Raw genomic sequence first — 19,459 nt, 5'->3', positions numbered from 1 at the left:
TCGGCGGCGAACTTCGTTGTTTTCAACGCAAGCATATAAGGTTATCAGACAACCCTACAAGCCAAATTTGAGGTAGTTTGGCCTGTTGCATCCAAAAAGGAAAAGGGAGGAGTTTCCGTGCATATTCTGATCATCGGCGCCGCCGGCATGGTGGGACGCAAACTGACCGCAAAACTGGTGACTGATGGCATTGGCGGTCGCCCGGCCGAAAAGCTGACGCTGGTCGATGTCGTCATACCCGATTCGCCTGCAGGTTTTTCCGGTGCGGTTTCTGCGCATGAAATGGACATCTCGACACCCGGCGAAGCGGAAAAGCTGATCGCAACGCGGCCGGACGTCATCTTCCATCTCGCCGCGATCGTGTCCGGTGAGGCGGAACTCGATTTCGACAAGGGCTACCGCATCAATCTCGATGGCACCCGCTATCTGTTCGACGCGATCCGGCTGGCAAATGGAGAGGATGGCTACAAGCCGCGTGTCGTCTTCACGTCTTCGATCGCCGTTGTCGGTGCGCCGCTGCCGCTCTCCATTCCGGACGATTTCCACCTGACGCCGCTCACCAGCTACGGCACCCAGAAGGCGATCTCGGAACTGCTGCTCGCCGATTACAGCCGCCGCGGTTTCTTCGACGGTATCGGCATCCGTCTGCCGACGGTCTGCATCCGGCCGGGCAAGCCGAACAAGGCAGCCTCTGGTTTCTTCTCCAACATCCTGCGCGAACCGCTGATCGGCGAGGAAGCCATTCTGCCGGTTCCGCTCGACGTTCGCCACTGGCATGCTTCACCGCGTTCGGCCGTTGGTTTCCTAATCCATGCGGCAGAAATCGACCTTGACCGGGTCGGGCCACGCCGCAGCCTGTCCATGCCGGGCGTCAGCGCGACGGTCGGTGAGCAGATCGAGGCGCTGCGCCGGGCCGCGGGCGAGAAGGCCGTCAAGCTGATCCGCCACGAGCCGAACGAGATGATCATGAAAATGGTCGCCGGCTGGGCGCCGGGCTTCGAGGCAAGACGCGCCACCGAACTCGGTTTCACGGCAGAAAAGAATTTCGACGAGATCATCCGCGTGCATATCGAGGACGAGCTTGGAGGAAAGCTCGGATGAGCGCGTCTGGATCAAAGAGGAAGATCGCCTTTCTCGGAACCGGCCTGATGGGTGGGCCAATGGCGCGCAGGCTGCTTGCCGCCGGTTATCCGCTCGCCGTCTGGAACCGCGATGCGGAAAAGGCCCGGCCACTCGAGGCTGAAGGTGCCACGCTGGCCGCATCGCCGGCGGAAGCGGTCAAGGATGCGGAGGTCGTGTTCACGATGCTGACCGATGCGGCTGCTGTCGCCTCGGTCCTGTTCGACAGCGGCTGCGCCGAGGCATTGAAGCCTGGCGCCGTCGTCGTTGATACCAGCTCGATCATTCCCGATGCCGCGAAGGACCATGCGGCAAGGCTGCAAGGTCTTGGCATCGCCCATATCGATTCGCCCGTCTCCGGTGGCGTTGTCGGTGCGCGGGAGGGGACGCTGGCAATGATGGCGGGCGGCGATGCGGAGGTTATCGCCGGCCTCGCGGATGTCTTCTCGGTGCTTGGCCGCGTTACCCATGTCGGTCCGAGTGGTGCTGGTCAGATCTGTAAACTGGCCAACCAGCAGATCGTCGCCATCACCATCGGCGCTGTGGCCGAGGCTATGATCCTGGTCGAGGCGGGCGGTGCGTCGCGCGAGGCGTTCCGGAACGCGATCCGCGGTGGTTTCGCCGAAAGCCGCATTCTCGATCTTCATGGTGCGCGGATGATCGCCAGGGACTTTCAGCCGGGCGGATCATCCCGCAATCAGCTGAAGGATCTCAATGCCGTCGCTGCGGTGGCGGAAAAGCTGTCGCTTCGCCTGCCTCTGACGGAAGAGGTGCGCGACGAATATACGACATTCGTCTCTGAGGGCGGGGGCGAAAAGGACCACAGCGGTCTGCTTCTTCATCTCGAAGCACTGAATACAGCTGTCATAAAGACGTCCGATTGAAGAAAGGGGCGCAAAGCATAGGATCATGCGTGATCCTGTCTTGCGGGCCGGCACTATGATGGTCATAGGCTAGGTTGACCAAACATCATGTCGACAAGGGGCGGCGCATGACAGACATCGATCCGGGTCAGACGACGGAACGCAAACGCGGCTCCGGTGTAAAGCTTGTCTATGACCTGCTGCGTGACGAGATTCTCGATCTCAAACTTGAACCTGGCAGCGCGATAGACGAGGTCCAGCTCGCCAACCGCTTCGGCATGTCGCGCACCCCGATCCGCGAGGCTTTGGTGCGCCTTGCCGGCGAAGGGTTGATCGAGACCCTGCCCAATCGCTCGACCATGGTCTCGAATATCGATTTCCTTGGCATGCCCGCCTATTTCGATGCGCTGGTGCTGATGTATCGCGTCACCACCCGGCTCGCCGCGCAATATCACCGTGCGGAAGATCTCAAGATCATCCGCGTCCATCAGACGGAATTTTCGGCGGCAGTCGCAGCGCAGGACGCGCTGGAGATGATTGCCACCAATGCGGCCTTCCATTCGGCCATCGCCGCTGCCGGGCGCAACGCCTATTATTTCGGGTTTTTCGACCGGCTTCTCGGCGAGGGCCGTCGCATGCTTCGCCTTTATTACCAGTCCTATGACGACCGCCTGCCGCAACGTTTCGTCGAAGAGCACGAGGAAATCATCGCCGCCATCGAAGCGCGCGATATCGCCGCTGCCGACCGTCTCGGCAAGGCGCATGGCGAGCAGATCGTCGAGCAGATCGGCCGCCTTTTGACCCGCAATGACAGGCTTGATCTCGAGCTCTGACAGCCTTGTATTTTTTTTGTCGACAACGGAAATGAAAGTTGTATTCTCAACCTCAGAGGCAACGGCCGAGGGGCGCGTGCTCGACGGATTTCCAGGAGTTTGAGATGAAGGCAAAGATTTTTTCCGGCGTCGTTCCGGCGCTGATGACCCCCTGCAAGCCGGACCGTACGCCGGATTTCGATGCGCTTGTTGCCAAGGGCAAGCAGCTGATCGCCGATGGGATGTCGGCTGTCGTCTATTGCGGCTCGATGGGTGACTGGCCGCTTCTGACCGACGCGCAGCGCATGGAAGGCGTCGAGCGCCTCGTCAAGGCTGGCATTCCTGTCATCGTCGGAACGGGCGCCATCAACTCGGCCTCGGCCGTGGCACTTGCCGCGCACGCACAGAAGGTTGGCGCACAGGGCCTGATGGTTATCCCGCGCGTCCTGTCGCGTGGTTCGGTGATCGGTGCGCAGAAGGCGCATTTCAAGGCGATCCTTGCCGCTGCTCCGGACCTTCCGGCCGTCATCTACAACAGCCCCTATTACGGCTTTGCCACCCGCGCCGACCTGTTCTTCGCGCTGCGCGCCGAGCATCCGAACCTCGTCGGCTTCAAGGAGTTCGGCGGTCCGGCAGACCTGCGTTATGCCGCAGAAACCATCACCAGCCGTGACGATGACGTCTCGCTGATGATCGGCGTTGATACGGCCGTGTTCCACGGTTTCGTCAATTGCGGCGCGACCGGCGCAATCACCGGTATCGGCAACGTTCTGCCGAAGGAAGTCCTGCATCTGTGCAACCTCGCGCAGGCTGCTGCCACCGGCGATGTCGATGCCCGCGTGCGTGCCAAGGAGCTGGAAGAAGCGCTCGGCGTTCTTTCCTCCTTCGACGAAGGCCCGGATCTGGTCCTCTTCTTCAAACACATGATGGTGCTGAAGGGCGACAAGGAATACACGCTGCATTTCAACGAGACCGACGCGCTGACGGAAAGCCAGCAGGGTTATGTCGAAGCGCAGTTCAAGCTGTTCAACAGCTGGTACGCCGAATGGAGCAAGCTCCCCGGCGCGGTCCAGACATACAAGGCTTGAGACGAAAGTGGGCCCTCCGAAAGGAGGGCTCCGTTTGATGGCAAACTTCCCGGTGGAAGATTTCGTCATCGTCAGTCTTGTGCCAGAGAGCTAATCACGTCAGTTATATCAAGTAGTTGCAGATCCCCGGGACGGGCCCGGGGATGACGGCGAAAAGGTTTGCGACCTTTATCGGCAGTCTGAGCTCTCTGGCGGGAGGGCTTTCACGCTTCGGGATGGGGAAATGTGCATGCCTTCGCGCATGCCGGAAAGCGTAAGAGCATGAAGAGGCCGGATGTCATCGTTATCGGGGCGGGCGTCGTCGGCCTGTCTGCTGCAATTGCCGCGCAGATGCGTGGTCTGGCTGTCACGGTATTCGACCGGACCGGACCTGCAGCAGGGGCGTCGGCCGGCAATGCAGGCGCCTTCGCATTCACCGATATCCTGCCGCTCGCATCGCCGGGCATCCTGAAAAAGGCCCCGAAATGGCTGCTGGATCCGCTCGGTCCACTGTCCGTGCCGCCGGCCTATGCCTTGCAGATAGCGCCCTGGATGTATCGCTTCTGGCGCGCCTGTGCGCCTTCGCGCGTTGCCCATTCGACTGCGGCCCAGACATCGCTGATGGACTTGTCCAAGGGTGAGCTGGAAGGTTTTCTGGGCGCCACCGGTACCCTGCCGATGCTGCGCAAGGACGGCAATCTGCAGGTTTACGAAAGTGATGCCGAATTCCAGGCCTCGCTTTCCGGCTGGCAGGCGCGTGAGCGTCACGGCATCGAATTCCGGCATATGGACGCCGCTGAAATGGCAGAGCTGCAGCCGGGGCTTTCGCCGCGTTTCACTCGCGGCACGTTCACGCCCGGCTGGTACTCGATCGCGGACCCAAAGCTTTATACGCTGGCGCTTGCCGAGCATTTCCGAAAGCTGGGCGGCAAGATAGAGGCTGTCGAGGTCAAGGCGCTTCGTGCCGTGGGCGATGCCATCGAAATCGTCTCAACAGATGGCACGTTCACCACTGCCGGCAAGGTCGTGTTAGCCGCCGGCGCCTTTTCACACAGGATCGCGAAAACGCTGGGGGAAACGATCCCGCTCGAAACCGAGCGCGGTTATAACACGACGCTGCCATCTGACGCCTTCGACCTGCGCATGCAGGTGACTTTCGGCGGCCATGGCTTTGTCGTAACGCGGCTGTCGACCGGGATCCGTGTCGGTGGCTCCGTCGAGCTCGGCGGGCTGGAGCTGAAGCCGAATTTCAAGCGTTCGGAAGCGATGCTCACAAAGGCTGCGGCCTTCCTGCCGGGATTGAAGACAGAGGGCGGCACCCAGTGGATGGGGTTCCGGCCGTCCCTGCCGGACAGTCTGCCGGTGATCGGTCGCTCCAGGGCCGCAGCGAGGATCATCTACGCCTTTGGCCACGGCCATCTCGGCCTCACCCAATCCGCCGGCACGGCACGAATCGTCGCCGATCTTCTGACCGATCGGACTCTGCCGATCGACATGAAACCGTTCTCTGCCGAACGCTTTTTCTGAGGTGTGAGCCGCGCCGACTAGAGCCGACGCGGTCCAACAGGAATGTCAGGCCGGGTCCGGCGTATGGGCCGGCTCTGCTGCCGGTTGCGGCGCAGGCTTCGAGCGTCTGCGCAGGAAGCCGAGGGCGACGTAGAAGACCGGCGTCAGGAACAGGCCGAAGAAGGTGACGCCGAGCATGCCGGAAAACACCGCCGTCCCAAGCGACTGGCGCATTTCCGCGCCCGGTCCCGTTGCGATCGCCAACGGTAACACGCCGAAGATGAAGGCGAAGGCCGTCATCAGAATCGGTCGCAGACGCGTGCGGCTTGCTTCGACTGCCGCATCCACCGTTGATTTCCCTTCATCTTCCGCCTGACGGGCGAATTCGACGATCAGGATGGCGTTTTTGGCGGCAAGGCCAATCAGCACGATCAGGCCGATCTGGGTCAGCACGTTATTGTCCATGCCGCGCAGCGACACGCCTATCAGGGCGGCAAGCACCGCAAGCGGAACGATCATGATGATCGCAAGCGGCAGGATCCAGCTTTCATATTGCGCCGACAGCGCCAGGAAGACGAAGATCACCGACAGCGCGAAGATATAGATGGCCGTGTTGCCGGTATGGGTTTCCTGATAGGCGAGTTCCGTCCATTCGAAGGTCGTGCCCGGCGGCAGGGTCTTGGCGGCCAGCCCTTCCATCGCCTTGATGGCGTCGCCGGTCGATGTGCCGGGCGTCGGATTGCCCTGCAGCGGAACCGAGACATACATGTTGTAGCGCTGCACCAGAGTCGGGCCGCTCGTATCCTCGATATCCATCAACGTTCCGAGCGGCACCAGCGCGCCGGTTGCGGAACGGACCTTCAGCGACAGAAGGTCCGACTTGTCCATCCGGTACTGCCGGTCGGCCTGCGCCCGAACCTGGTAGACGCGGCCGAAGGCATTGAAGTCGTTGACATAGGATGTGCCGAGATTGATCGACAGCGCATTGAAGATGTTGGAGATCGGCACATTCAGGAAACGTGCCTTGTCGCGATCGATACGCAGGAAGTATTCCGGGCTCGCATCAGAGAAGGTCGTGAAAACGCCGGTCAGGCCAGGCGTCGTCGCTGCCGCACCCATCATCTGGCGGGCAAGGCCGAGGACGCGGGTCATGTCGGCGCTTTCGAGATCCGAGATTTGCATCTTGAAGCCGCCGGAATTGCCGACGCCGCGCACCGAAGGCGGCGGGATGGCGATGATGAAGGCTTCCTGAATGCTCTGCAGCCTTCCGTAAAGCTCGCCAATGATCTTGTTGGCGCTCTCTCCGCCTTCCTCGCGTTCGGCGAAGGACTTGAACGGCACGAAAACGACGCCGGCATTCGAGGCATTGGTGAAGGTTGCGCCGCTGAAGCCGGCAAACTGGATGGCTTCACGAACGCCGGGCACTTGCTTGACGATCGCGCCGACCTTCTTGACCACTTCATCCGTTCGGGCAAGCGAGGCACCGTCCGGCAGCTGCACGACGACGATCGCATATCCCTGGTCCATGGTCGGCACGAAGCCGGACGGAACCTTGGTGCCGATATACCATGTGGCGCCGAGCAGGCAGGCGAAGACGACGAGCGATGCAATGAGCGCGGTGGCGCTGCTGACCAGATGGCGGATGACCCAGGAATAACCGGAGCTCAGCCTGTCGAAGCCATTGTTGAACCCGTCCGCGAGACGCCGCATGCCGCGTGTGACGACATTTCCCGGCTTATGTTCCCGGTCATGGGGTTTCAGGAGAATACCGGCAAGGGCAGGAGAGAGGGTCAGCGAATTCAGTGCCGAGATTGCCGTCGTCACCGAGATCGTCACGGCGAACTGCCGGTAGAACTGGCCGGAAATGCCGGGGATGAAGGCCGTCGGCACGAAGACGGCAATCAGCACGAGCGAAATGGCGATGACGGCGGTGCCGACCTCGTCCATTGTCACATGCGCCGCTTCCCGCGGACTCATGCCGCGGGCAAGATTTCGCTCGACATTTTCGACCACCACGATCGCGTCATCGACGACGATGCCGATCGCGAGAACGAGGCCGAACAGGGTCAGCATGTTGAGCGAAAAGCCGAAGGCGAGCAGAACAGCAAACGTGCCGACTAGCGAGACCGGAATGGCGATGATCGGGATCAGCGCATTGCGCCAGGATTGTAGGAAGACGAGCACGACGATGGCGACCAAAATGGCGGCTTCGACGATGGTCCGGTACACTTCGTTGATCGAATCCGAGATGAATTCCGACGTGTCATAGACGATCCGGTATTCCATCCCGTCCGGAAAATCCTTGGACAGCTGCTCCATCAGCGCGCTGACCTGTTTTGCGGTGTCGAGCGTATTGGTGCCGGGGCGTGCGAATATGCCGAGTGCTACGGCGGGATTGCCGCTGAGATAGCTGTTGGTGACGTAATCCTGCGCGCCGAGTTCGACGCGTGCCACGTCCTGCAGCGCAACGAGCCTGCCGCTGCCGGTGGCCTTGACGATCACATAACGGAAATCGCGAAGTTCCGAAAAACGGCCGTCGGTTCGAACCGTATATTCGAAAGCGTTCTTGCCCGTGACAGGAGGCGCACCGATGCGGCCGCCGGAGACCTGGACGTTCTGCTCCCGGAGCGCCGCTACCACGTCGTCAGAGGTCATCTGATAGGCGGAGAGCTTTTCCGGATCGAGCCAGATGCGCATCGCATATTGGCGTTCGCCAAAGATCTGAATGTCGCCGACGCCTTCCAACCGCACCAGCACGTCGCGTAGGCGGTTGCGGGCATAGTTCGAGACATAGAGCTGGTCGTAGCGGCCGGTCGGTGAGAGAAGATGCACGACCATCATCAGGTCGGGCGAACTTTTGTCGGTCGTGACGCCGAGCCGCTGCACTTCCTCCGGAAGACGCGGAAGCGCAATCGCCACCCGGTTCTGGACAAGGACCTGTGCCTTGTCGAGATCGGTGCCGAGCTTGAAGGTGAGCGTCAGGGCCATGGCGCCGTCGGCGCTGGAATAGGAGGACATGTAGAGCATGTCCTCGACACCGTTCAGCTGCTGCTCGAGCGGCGTCGAAACGGTGTCGGCGATGGTCTGCGGATCCGCACCCGGATAGGAAGTGCGCACAACAATAGTTGGCGGCGCAATCTCTGGATATTGCGAGACCGGCAGCTGGGTATAGGCAATGCTGCCGATCACCAGAAGCAGGATCGAGATGACGGCAGCGAAGATCGGCCGTTCGACGAAGAAATGGGCGAATCTCATTTCGCGCTCTCCGCGGCAGCCGATTCCGGCGGGGCATCGGTACGGCTCTGCGGCAGCTCGGTCATCTGTGGCGTGACCTTCATGCCGGGTCGTGCGCGCATCAGGCCGTTGACGATGATCGTCTCACTGCCATCGAGACCCTGGCGAATGACCCGGTAGCCATAGATCCGCGGGCCGGGGCGAACAGCTTTTGCCGACACGGTGCCGTCTGGGCCGACGACAAAGACCACGCGCTCGTTCTGGCTGGAGCCGATCGCCTCGTCGGGGATCAGCACGGCCTTGTAGGTGTTCGACGCCTCGACCTGAATGCGGCCGAAAAGGCCGGGCTGCAGGATGAGGTCGGGATTGGGGAAACGGGCACGCACGCGGATCGTGCCGCTTTCATTGTCGATCCGGTTCTCGGCAAAATTCAGCCGGCCCTTGAACGAGCTCTGGCCGGAATCGCCGATCTTGACGATGACCTCGGTGCCGTTGCCGCCTTCCTGTAGGGCCTTGCCGCTTGCACGTGCGGTTTCGGCAAAGTTCAGAAGCCGCCGCTCGTCGACGTCGAAATAGAAGTCGATCGGATCGAGCGAGACGATCGTGGTGAGGATCGATTGGTCCGCCTGGATCAGGTTGCCGACCGAGATCAGGTGCCGGTCGATGCGGCCGCTTAAGGGCGCGGTAATCGTCGTATAATCGAGATCGAGCTCGGCGCGATCGGCGCTGGCCTGTGCACCGCGGACATTGGCCTGCGCGGAAATCCATTCGCGGCGCCGGTCGTCGAGGGTCGAGACGGACTGGCTGCCATTGCTGGAAAGCGCCTGGGCACGGTTGAACTGCGCTTCGGCATAGGTCTGGCTGGAATTGGCGACTTCCAGCGTTGCCTTGGCCTCGTTCAGAGCGGTGATATAGGGCCGCTGGTCGATGACGAAGAGCAGGTCGCCCTGCTTGACCACCGCACCGTCCTTGAAATGCACTTCCTGAAGGTAGCCGCCGACGCGCGAGCGCACGGAAACCTGGTCGACCGGTTCGAACCGGCCGATGAATTCGTCATTGTCGACCACGTCGCGGACGACGGGTTTGGCGACGGAAACCGGTGGCGGCGGTGGTGGAGAGGCGGTCTGGGCTGAGCCCGAAACAGGTGTGAAAAGACAGGAGAACAGGCACAGACCGGCGAGCCGGGCATGAAATGAAATGCGCATCGTAGACCCCGTTGTTCGAACAAGTCCCATGCCATTCTGCCGCCGGCAAAACGCGTGCCGGTCGGTTTATGTCAAATCTAGGAAGTAACCCCGGATCGGACTGTAGGGCAGAAATATGTTAGGACGCAAGTTGGGGTGGTGGTCGTCACGCAAAGTGACAATCGAAACGTCCAAATGCCTTGCTCAAAGCAAGGCTCATGGCATGACGACGCGGCTGTAGGGATTGAGCTTCGCGAGCCTGGAGATCACCAGCGACAAGACAATGATGATCGCGATCACTCCGAGAGTGAATGGCAGGCTTGTCGAGGGCGCCAGATGGCCAACGACGGTCTGCAGAAGCAGGACGTGAACCAGATAGGCGCCAAAGACATCGCGCCCCCAGCCGGGCAGCGGTCCTCCGGTCCAGTTCAGCTGCAGGAAGAAGCCGAATATGCCGAAGGCAAGCGGCAGCGTTCCGAGCGACATGTCATGACCGCGCGGATAAGCTTCGAAGACAAAATACCCTTCGAGCAATTGCAGAAGCAGGCCAAGGGCGGCGATCAGGAGGAAGGTTTTGGCGCCGGGAAGTTCCGGCCTTAGCGCCAGAATATAACCGCCGACGAGAAAGATCGGCGCAAACAGGATGCCGTTCCGGTAAACGCCGAGCGGAATGATGATGCCAAGCGGCCTCAGATAGGTTCCAAGCAGGGCGCCGAGCAGATAGAGCGCCAGCGTGGCCCACAGTGCCTTTTGCGGGCCGATCATCTTGATCAGCCCCAGGCCGATGGCGCTGCCGACCAGCAGGGCAGGCAGAAACCAGAGGTGATAGGCAACGCTGCCCGTCCATGGCGTGGTCAGATAGGTGCGCCAGCTATGCTGCGCCGGTACCGGATAGAGCGTCTGTGTCGCATCCAGAGCGATATAGACGGCTGCCCAGAACAGGAAGGGCAGGATGAGCTTTCCGAAGAGCTTTTGGAGATAGGGCCCGAGCTGTGTCTTGGCCGGTTTCCAGAAATAGCCGGATATCAGAAAGAATACCGGAACTGCGAACCGGCCCGCCTCGTCGATAACCCAGCCGGTCGCCTCGTTGCCACGCGAGAACATGCCAAGCGCATTGCCATGAACCGTCACGACGACGATGAAGCCGAGGAGGCGTGCCAGCTCGATTTGCTGATTGGATCTCAAGGCGGCCAGGGTCGATCACTCCGTATCTCATCGGGCAGCGCCTGTCGGCGCGTTTTCCCTGCAGTCGAGATTAGGCCTCTTGAGTAAAGATTTTCTGGCCTGGAAACATAAGGATTGAATCAGGTGTCCCGTTCTGCGGATTTTTGCTCCGGCAGGCAGGCGATCGCGGCAAATGTCCAGAACAGGAGGCCGAGCTCGGCCGCCGAGATATTGGCAAGCGGCATCTGCAACAGACTGCCGCAACCGAGGCCGCCGAGCACGACGGCGCTCGCTCTCTGGCTGCGAAACGCATTGAGTGCCATGCGCAGGCAAGCCCAGGCGAAGCCGGAAAGGCAGAAGAAGCCGACCATCATCCCCATCATCAGCCAGCAGGCGATGATCATGCCATCGACCGGCATCGTTCCTGCAACGCCGGGATCACCGACCGTGAAGCCGACCCCGAAGAGCGAGCTCCAGGGTTCGCTCCAGAGGATGACGAATTCCTGAAGTCTTTCCTGCGCGCTGCCATCCTGTGTGCCTTCCGAGAAGGACTGGAAGCGGGCGAGCAGCGCGTCGTTGAACTCGGGAATGGTGAGGGCGATCATGCCGCCGAGAGCAAGGGCAGCCAGAATGAAGCCGCTGCGCGTACGGGTTTTGGCAAACAGCGTGCAGAACAGGATGCCGAGCGCCAGCGACAGCCATGCCGTTCGGTATTGCGACAGGAGCAGCGCCAGCGCGGCGGGAATGACGGCCGGAATGGCAAGGAGCGGCGGGCGCAAAAAGCTGACGATGAGGATGCCGGCAGCAGTAATGGTCGCAAAACTCGCCGGGCCATTTAGCGTGCTGTAGACGCGCACTTCATAAGGCAGCGGCAGGCCGGCGGTCACCGTGGTTGCGAATTCCATCCAGTAACGATCCCAGCTCGGCGGATCGACATATTGGAAAACTCCGTAAAGGCCCATGATCGGCAGGATGATCTGAAAAATCTGTGCTGCCGCATCGATCAGCCGGTCCCGGTCGCCCGTCTCGATCAGCACCATGGCGTAGATCAACGGCGCGAACCATTTCAGTGCGCCGGCGGAAGCGTCCATCCAGGCGCCCTTGAACAGGGAGATGAACGCAGCATAGGCGACGCAGATCAGGACGACCGTGATCGGCGCCAGACCCTTTTCGAACGGGTTGGTCCGTCCGTCGATGAGCCGGATCAGCCTCGGCGTCGGGATGAGGATCGTCGCCAGCGGGCCGATCAGCATGATGCCGATACTGTCGAACCCGGCATAATAATCCACCACGCGGCGGGCAAAGGGGGCGAAGCAGAAGAGAAAAAACACCGTTTGCAAATGCGAGTGCGGGCTCTGCCGCCAGGCGTAACAACCGACGGCGATACAGCCCGCGGCAAAGACCGGTCGTGCCAGCGATCCCGCGACTGGCGCCATGGCAAGGACGAGAGCGAACAGGAGTGCTGCCATCATCCAGCCGGGCAGCTTGAACAGTATCGGTAGGATCCCTGCGGATGTGCCGGACGATATCCGGCCCGGCGGGCTTGCCATATCCGTCATCGGCTTGTCCCCCGGGGCTGGGCGGGCTGATCTTCGACGGGGGCCGTTTCTTTCTCGATTGCAGGATCCTGTGCCACATAGGCGAGCATATGGACGCCGAGCTGATCGAGCCTGCGGGCGATCGAAGCGACAGCTTCGAACTCATCCTTTTCGCCGACGAAGCAGAACACAGCGCCGTCCAGCTGCCGCGCAAGCAGGCCGGCATCCATGTGGCGATTGAGGGCAGGGGTATCGAAGAAGATCAGGTCGTAGCTTCTCGCCCAGTCGAGCAGGGTCGAAATCCTGTCGCCGCCGAAAAGATCGGTCGGGTTCGCCGTGCCGCTGCCGGCCGTTATGACATCCGGTCCTTCGGATGATCTGCTGACCGCACCAACCGGTTCAAGGCGCCCCTCCAGGATATCCTGCAGGCCAGCCGTGTTGCGCAGCGTCGGCGTTGCAGTGCTGCGCGCCGCGGATCGAAAGATCGGCCGTGCCCGTGCCGATTGCCCGAGGGCCGACTGGATCTCCGGATTGTGCAGGTCGGCCTCGACGAGCAGGACGCGGTAACCGAGCTTGGCTGCGTGATTTGCGAGCATGAGCGTCGTCAGTGTCCGGCCTTCGCCGGCAAAGGCGGAGACAAGCGCAACCGACAAGGGCCGGTTCGGTATGCGGCGTTCAAGCAGCTGATCGAGAAGGCGCTGCAAGGCAGTGCGCATCTTCGGATCACCAATTGCGACGCCTGCTTTCCTGATCGGATCTGTATCGGGCAGGTCCAGAGCCGGCAGCTGGACTGTCGATATCACGCCCGTCTGGTCGTCATGTTCCGGGCCCTGCTGCGGGATTGCCCCGGCCGTAACGGGCTTTGCTGATCTCAGGTCGACGAACAGCGCAATGACGGTTGCGAGGACGACTGCAAGGGCAAGACCGCCGGCGATGAAAGGCACTGTGCGTGGAAAGAAGCGTTGCCGCGGAATTTCCGCGGGGCTGACGAGACGAAGCCGTCCAAGTGACGCCAGTTTGTCCGATTCCAGTCTCTGCTTTTGTACCGAAAGCGCGGCATATTGCTGCTTGTTGGCTTCGAGATCGCGGATCGTATCTTCGATCGAGCTTTCGGCCGTGCCCGCATTCGCGACGCCTGCCTTGGCACTCTCCATCTGCGCTTTCAGGGATTTTGCGACACCATCGGCGGTGTCGAACCGCTTTTGGGCATTCTGGCCAAGCTTGATGATCTCCTGCCGGAGTGAGGCACGCAGGGCATCGACGCGGCTGTTCAGGATCTGCAGGCGTGGATGGCGCGGGCCGAACAGCGAGGTGGCCGATTGCGCTTCTTCCTGTGCCGCGGAGAGCTGCTGCTTAATATCCGCGATGACGCGGCTGTCGATAACGGCGGGAAGTGCGGAAATCTCATCCAGATTGCCGCGTTTGACCGCATCGAGCACGGCGGCCGCCCGGGAGCGTTCGGCTTCGGATTGGGTCAGCTGCTCCAGCGTGCTGGTCAGCCGTTCCGCACTCATTGTGCTGCGGGCACCGTTCAAGAGATCGTTCTTGTTGCGGAAGGTCTGGACCGAAGCACTTTCGCGCCGGATATCGGCGTCGAGCTGGTCGAGTTGTTGTGCCAGGCTGTCGACTGCGAGCTGCTGGCTCCTGGCGATTTCGTCGCGATGGCTGGCAAGAAAGCGGTCGATCAGCGTATTGGCCATCAGCTGCGCCGTCGCCGGATCAGGCGAGTTGTAGGAAATGCTGATGACGCGGGAGCGGCCGGCGCCGCTGACGACATAGTGATCATCAAGATAGGCGATCGCTGCCGGATTTTCGGGGCCGAATCTGCTGCAGTCTGGGCCTTCCTTTTTGAAGAGGCCACCGGAACGCTGGCAGTCCTTGATGACGGCGGCAAGCGCTGCCGGAACTTCGAGCACACGTCTCAGCACATTCGGAGAGCCGGCAATATAGACTTGGCTTTCCACATCGGCCGGATCGCCGATATTCTGGGTCATGATGGCCGATGGCGTGTTAAGCGCGCGTTCGGGTTCGACGATGATGACGGTGCCGGTGGCAAGATAGCTCGACGGGATGACCATCAGCGCCAGGATGGCGAGCCCCCAGACCGCCAGGAAAACGGCTGCGAAGATGAAGCGCCTGTTCCAGATCGCCTTCAGCGGATTCCGGCCCGAAGCCATGTCGGGGTCGAGAATGGGATTGCTGCCGAAGGAAATGGTCAAATCGCGGCCTCAATATTGCAATGCAAAGCCTGTTGCAATGCTACTGCTCTCTCCGTTCGACCTCGAGACAGACCCTTTTCCCGCTCAAGCCTGTTTGCGCTTTTCCGTTATCGGATCGGCGCCTTTGTCCATCTTTTCCAGGTCCGGATGCTCAAATCGCGCCTGTGATGAACCGCGAATTCCTGCCTGCATTCTAGGTATCTGCCTTCTAAAGAACCATTAATGTGCGGCCTTGCATCAGTTTTTTCTCATATTCTGCCGTTCCATGCCAAAACGGGACGTAAATGGCATTTTACGTCACTCTATTTTAGGAAATTCGCATATAATTGAGCGAGGTTTGAGTTTTTGATCCGAGTGAGCAAATGTTTAAAGTGGCGGAATGCATTACCACCCAGCATGACCTCTTGACGGTGGCGCTCGCGGCCGGTGTTTCCCTCGCCGGCATGTTCGCCTTCTTCCTGCTGATGGATCGCGCTTACGAATGCGATGCGCGACGACGCAGCATGTGGATGGCAATCGCTTCTTTCGTCGGCGGTTCGACGGTGTGGGCAACCCATTTCATTGCCATGCTTGCCTATCGCGGAACGGTCCCGATCGGCTTCGGCATCCCGCTTACCGTGGTTTCGGCGGTCGTGATCGTGGTTGGCTTCCGGCTTGCCCTGACCCTGCTTGCCGGCCGGGCGAAATATGGCAAGCTTCTCTGCGCCGTCACCATCACGCTTTCGATCGCCGCGATGCATATGATCGGCATGGCTGGTATCAGGGCGGCGGCCGACGTCACCTATGATTTCCAGAGAATTTTGGCGGGCGCGGGCGTTTCGCTTCTTCTTTATCTGGCGGCCTTCCAGCTGTTCGAACGCTCGCATGGGTGGAGCCGTGTCGCCCTTCCGGCGCTGCTTGCTATCCTCGGCACCTGCACCCTCCACTTCAACGCCATGACGGCGACCGAGCTTGTCTTCAATCCCAGCCTGCCATCGGTCGTTGATGCTGAAGATGCTCATGGCTGGCTGATCGGCGCGATCTCGGCGATTTCCTATAGCACGGTCATCCTCACGGCCGGTGCTGTGTTCATCGACCGTTACCTGACGGACCTGAAGGGAGTCGTCAATTCGACGCTCGATGGTCTTGCCGTCGTGCGGGATGGCCGTATCGTCGAAGTCAACCGCCGGTTTGCGCGCCTGCTCGCCTCTTCCGAAGGCGAACTTATCGGTCGTTCTCCACGCACGCTTTTCGTTACGGCGGATCACTCGAATGTCGATGATCTGCGCGAAGCTCCGGTCGAAGCCTTTCCGCTTGTCGGCGACGGCAACCGGATTTTCGAACTTGCCGTGCAGACAGTCGAATATCGCGGTCGACCCAGCCAGGTTCTCGCGGTCCGCGACCTGACAGAGAAGAGGATGGCACAGCGGCAGGTCGAATATATGGCCCGGCACGATGCCCTGACTGGTCTGCCGAATCGCCTGTTGTTCCGCGAATGTTTCGAACAGGCGCTCGCGCAAGCGAGGCAGTCGGAAGGGCAGGTCGCATTCCTTGCGCTCGACCTCGACAGGTTCAAGGCGGTCAACGACCTGTTCGGCCATGCGGAAGGTGACCGCGTGCTGAAAAAGGTCGCGGATATTCTCCTGCGCTGCACCAAGGGTGGAGGCACGGTCGCGCGGCTTGGCGGCGACGAGTTTGCCATTCTGCAGAGCATCGGCGAGCAACCTGCGGAAGCAAGAGCCCTGGCGGAGACCATTCTTGCGGCCTTCTCGCAGGAGATGAACTACGCGTTCGACCCGACGGCCGTCGGCGTCAGCATCGGCGTCGCGCTCTTTCCGGGCGATGGCGAGGATCTCGATGCGATCCAGCATGCCTCAGACATGGCACTCTACCGGGCAAAGACCAGCGGTCGTGGTATCATGGCATTCTTCGATGCGGAGATCGACCGTGAGACCCGCGAGCGGCGGCGCATGGAAAGCGAGCTCAGGAATGCGGTCTCGCGAAAGCAGATACAGCTGGTTTTCCAGCCTTTCCTTGCCGCAGACGAGGCCAAGATCCTTGGCTACGAGGCTCTGATCCGCTGGAATCATCCGGAATACGGCCTGCTTCTGCCCAATGCCTTCCTGCCGATCGCAGAGGAGACAGGCATCATCATCCAGCTTGGCGAATGGGTGCTGCGGGAAGCCTGCAAGACAGCCTCGCAATGGGACGAGCGGCTTTCCCTTGCGGTGAATTTCTCACCGGTCCAGTTCCGGCTGGTGAACCTAGCCCCGACCGTCGGCGCGATCCTGGCTGAAACCGGTTTCGATCCGCACCGGCTGGAGGTGGAAATCAACGAGGCCGCGCTGCTGAAGGACCGCAGCACGACGCTTGCAACGCTGCATCAGCTCAAGGAAATGGGCGTGCGGGTCGTCATGGACGACTTTGGTACCGGCCACTCTTCGCTCAGCAACCTGCGTTGCTTCCCGTTCGACATGATCAAGATCGACCGCAGCTTCATCTCGGCCATGAGCAGTGACGAGGAAGCCCGCTCGCTGGTCCGCGCCATCGTGGGTCTTGGCCGCAGCCTCGGCTTCCCTGTGACGGCGGAAGGGATCGAAACCCTCGAGCAGTACAAGATGATCATGGATGAAGGCTGCTCGCAGGTTCAGGGTCTTTACTTCGGTCAGCCCAACCCGCCCGAGGCTTTGATGGACGCGGCAACGCCGTTCGGGAAGTCCCAGAGGTCACTGCAATATGCCGGCAGCGTCGACTGGTTCGTCGGTAAGGACAAGCGCAGAATGTGATGCCGTCGAGATTCCATGGCTTGCTTGGCAAGCCATGGAATCCGCTAAAGAGGACGCATGTCAGGAGTGCCGGTAGCCAAGCTGCACGGAAAGAAGGTCCGCATGTTTGATGACCGTCTGCGCGAAACCCGGAATCTTGTCATCGGTCATCTTGCGCGTCTTGTCCGTCAGACTTAGCCCGGCGATGACGCGACCGGCCGCGTTGCGGACCGGCGCACCGATGCAGCGCTCGTGCATTTCCATCTCGCCATTGTTGATCGAATAACCGCGCTTGCGGGTCAGGGCGAGTTCTTCGCGCAACCGGTCGGGATCGGTGATCGTGTGCGGCGTATAGGGATGCAGGCCCTGGCTGATGATCCGCTCGACTGTTTCCTGCGGCTGATAGGCAAGCACGGCCTTACCGACGCTGGTGCAATAACAGGGTGAGCTTTCCATCACCGTCGTGGAATTGAAGCGGCCCGCGCGGCCGCCGATCGTCCTCGTCACGAAGATCATCTGGTTGCCGTCGAAGACGCAAAGATGGCTGCGTGCGCCGGCGCTGCGGCTGAGCGCCTCCAGGACATGCCGGGCCTCGCGCGAGATATCCATGCTCCACAAGGCATTATTGCCGAGATGGATGAGCCGCAGGCCGAGCCTGTAGACGTCGCGGCTGTTGTCCTGATCGAGCAAGCCGGTATCGCGCAGGATACCGACCCAGCGATGCGCGGTCGAACGGGGGATGCCGGTAAGCTTGGAAATGTCCCCGACCGAAAGCTGCCCGCCTTGTAACGTGAAGCAGTCCAGAATGCGCAGCATCTTCTCCGGCGCGCTATCACTAATATTCTCTATGGTTGTCATGCGAAGTCTCCTCACTCCCGCTGCCAAGTCTGCTGAAAGACGAAGCGGCTTGCAAGGGAATTCGAAAACTCGTCCCAAAAAATGAGACAACTGTGCGCCGCAGCAATTTTAATATATTGATTTTGTTAGGTTTTTAAAATTTGCGCCCAAATTGGCGGCGCATATACTCGGACGGACATTCATTGGAGAGGAGATAATCCAAAATGGCCGTTGAACTGAAGGGGATCATTCCCGCACTCGTCACCCCGTTCAATGCAGATGGTGAAATCAACGAGAAGTTGTTTCGTGCGCATACCCGTTTCATCCTGAGCAAGAACGTCCACGGCGTCTGCCTCGGCGGCAGCACCGGCGAGGGCTTTACCTTCAGCCCCGACGAACTGCGCCGCGTCACTGCCGCGACCCTGGAAGAAGTGAACGGCAAGGTTCCGGTCGTCGCCGGCATCATCGCCAACAGCACCCGTGAAGTCATCGAGCGCGCCAATGCGCTGAAGGGCCTCGGCGTTGCGGCACTGCAGGTCACCCCGACCTATTACGTCTTCGACTATGGCGAAGAAGCCATGTTCCAGTATTTCAAGCGCATCTGGGAGGAGACCGGCATTCCGCTCGTCATCTACAACGTCATCCCGTGGAACCTGCTCAGCGCCGACCTCGTCATCCGCATGCTGGAAGAGATCCCCGGCGTGATCGGCATCAAGCAGAGCCAGGGCAATATTTCCCGCGCTGCCGAACTCGTCATCCGCGCACCGAAGGGCAAGTCGATCCTCGCGGCGATCGACGATCTTCTCTATCCTTGCTTCATGATGGGCGCCCAGGGCACGCTGGCGGCTTCGCCGACCGCGGCACCCGGCCCCTGCGTTGCACTCTGGGATGCCGTCAAGGCGGGTGACCATGCACTGGCGCAGAAGATCCACGACAAGCTCGTCATCTTCTGGCACCTGATGGGCCACGAGAATCTCCCGGCCCTGGTGAAATATTGCCTTGAACTGCAGGGCGGCGAAGTGGGCCTGCCACGTCATCCGATGCCGGTCGCTTCCGAAGCGCAGAAGGCAAAGATCCGGCCAGCTCTCGAAGCCCTGCTCGAATTCGACCCTCAGCTCGCAAAGGCCGCATAAGTCACCGTGTCGCGCGGAGAGGGCGCGACGTCGTGATAT

13 protein-coding genes are annotated in these 19,459 nt (G+C 60.7%); 7 read left to right on the top strand and 6 right to left on the bottom strand.

What is annotated here, in order from left to right; genetic code table 11:
• Positions 1-117 precede the first annotated feature (117 nt).
• The 5 genes from denD (at position 118) to FHW37_RS02300 (ending at position 5,388) form a co-directional block, all read left to right on the top strand.
• Positions 118-1,101, top strand: coding sequence for a D-erythronate dehydrogenase (denD, locus tag FHW37_RS02320; RefSeq protein ID WP_145631987.1), 984 nt, complete (start codon positions 118-120; stop codon positions 1,099-1,101).
• A complete protein-coding gene (locus FHW37_RS02315) occupies positions 1,098-2,003 on the top strand; it encodes an NAD(P)-dependent oxidoreductase (RefSeq protein WP_145631985.1) in 906 nt (301 codons plus the stop codon). The genes denD and FHW37_RS02315 overlap by 4 nt, the downstream gene beginning before the upstream one ends.
• 107 nt (positions 2,004-2,110) lie before the next feature.
• Positions 2,111-2,815, top strand: coding sequence for a GntR family transcriptional regulator (locus FHW37_RS02310; RefSeq protein ID WP_145631983.1), 705 nt, complete (start codon positions 2,111-2,113; stop codon positions 2,813-2,815).
• A 104-nt stretch (positions 2,816-2,919) separates the two neighbouring features.
• A complete protein-coding gene (locus FHW37_RS02305) occupies positions 2,920-3,882 on the top strand; it encodes a dihydrodipicolinate synthase family protein (RefSeq protein WP_145631981.1) in 963 nt (320 codons plus the stop codon).
• 261 nt (positions 3,883-4,143) lie between these two features.
• A complete protein-coding gene (locus FHW37_RS02300; protein ID WP_145631979.1) occupies positions 4,144-5,388 on the top strand; it encodes an NAD(P)/FAD-dependent oxidoreductase in 1,245 nt (414 codons plus the stop codon).
• A gap of 45 nt (positions 5,389-5,433) precedes the next feature.
• Here FHW37_RS02300 and FHW37_RS02295 read toward each other — a convergent pair whose 3' ends face one another.
• From FHW37_RS02295 to FHW37_RS02275, 5 genes are all read right to left on the bottom strand, one after another.
• The gene (locus FHW37_RS02295; protein WP_145631977.1) at positions 5,434-8,622 is read right to left on the bottom strand and encodes an efflux RND transporter permease subunit; all 3,189 of its coding nucleotides are present in this window, start codon (positions 8,620-8,622) and stop codon (positions 5,434-5,436) included.
• On the bottom strand, positions 8,619-9,806 hold the full coding sequence (locus tag FHW37_RS02290; RefSeq protein ID WP_145631975.1) for an efflux RND transporter periplasmic adaptor subunit: 1,188 nt from the start codon (positions 9,804-9,806) through the stop codon (positions 8,619-8,621). Before FHW37_RS02290 ends, FHW37_RS02295 begins: the two co-directional genes overlap by 4 nt.
• 195 nt (positions 9,807-10,001) lie before the next feature.
• On the bottom strand, positions 10,002-10,970 hold the full coding sequence (locus FHW37_RS02285) for an acyltransferase (protein ID WP_186458112.1): 969 nt from the start codon (positions 10,968-10,970) through the stop codon (positions 10,002-10,004).
• A 119-nt stretch (positions 10,971-11,089) separates the two neighbouring features.
• Positions 11,090-12,508 carry an O-antigen ligase family protein gene (locus FHW37_RS02280; protein WP_246690637.1) on the bottom strand — a complete coding sequence of 473 codons (1,419 nt, stop codon included), beginning with the start codon at positions 12,506-12,508 and terminating at the stop codon, positions 11,090-11,092.
• The gene (locus FHW37_RS02275; protein ID WP_145631971.1) at positions 12,505-14,706 is read right to left on the bottom strand and encodes a GumC family protein; all 2,202 of its coding nucleotides are present in this window, start codon (positions 14,704-14,706) and stop codon (positions 12,505-12,507) included. Before FHW37_RS02275 ends, FHW37_RS02280 begins: the two co-directional genes overlap by 4 nt.
• Positions 14,707-15,068: 362 nt before the next feature.
• Here FHW37_RS02275 and FHW37_RS02270 point away from each other — a divergent pair, with 362 nt between their 5' ends.
• Positions 15,069-17,471: a bifunctional diguanylate cyclase/phosphodiesterase gene (locus FHW37_RS02270; RefSeq protein WP_145631969.1), complete on the top strand. Its 2,403-nt coding sequence runs from the start codon at positions 15,069-15,071 to the stop codon at positions 17,469-17,471.
• A gap of 60 nt (positions 17,472-17,531) precedes the next feature.
• Here FHW37_RS02270 and FHW37_RS02265 read toward each other — a convergent pair whose 3' ends face one another.
• A complete protein-coding gene (locus tag FHW37_RS02265; protein WP_145631967.1) occupies positions 17,532-18,308 on the bottom strand; it encodes an IclR family transcriptional regulator in 777 nt (258 codons plus the stop codon).
• 203 nt (positions 18,309-18,511) lie between these two features.
• On the opposite strand from FHW37_RS02265, the gene FHW37_RS02260 reads away from it, so the two are divergent.
• On the top strand, positions 18,512-19,420 hold the full coding sequence (locus FHW37_RS02260; RefSeq protein ID WP_145631965.1) for a dihydrodipicolinate synthase family protein: 909 nt from the start codon (positions 18,512-18,514) through the stop codon (positions 19,418-19,420).
• The last annotated feature ends 39 nt before the right edge of the window (positions 19,421-19,459 follow it).

This window comes from Neorhizobium alkalisoli, from assembly GCF_007829835.1.
In the GTDB taxonomy this organism is placed as follows: Bacteria; Pseudomonadota; Alphaproteobacteria; order Rhizobiales; family Rhizobiaceae; genus Neorhizobium.
Note: the sequence above shows the minus strand (reverse complement) of the source record. Positions and strands in the feature narration are given on the sequence as shown.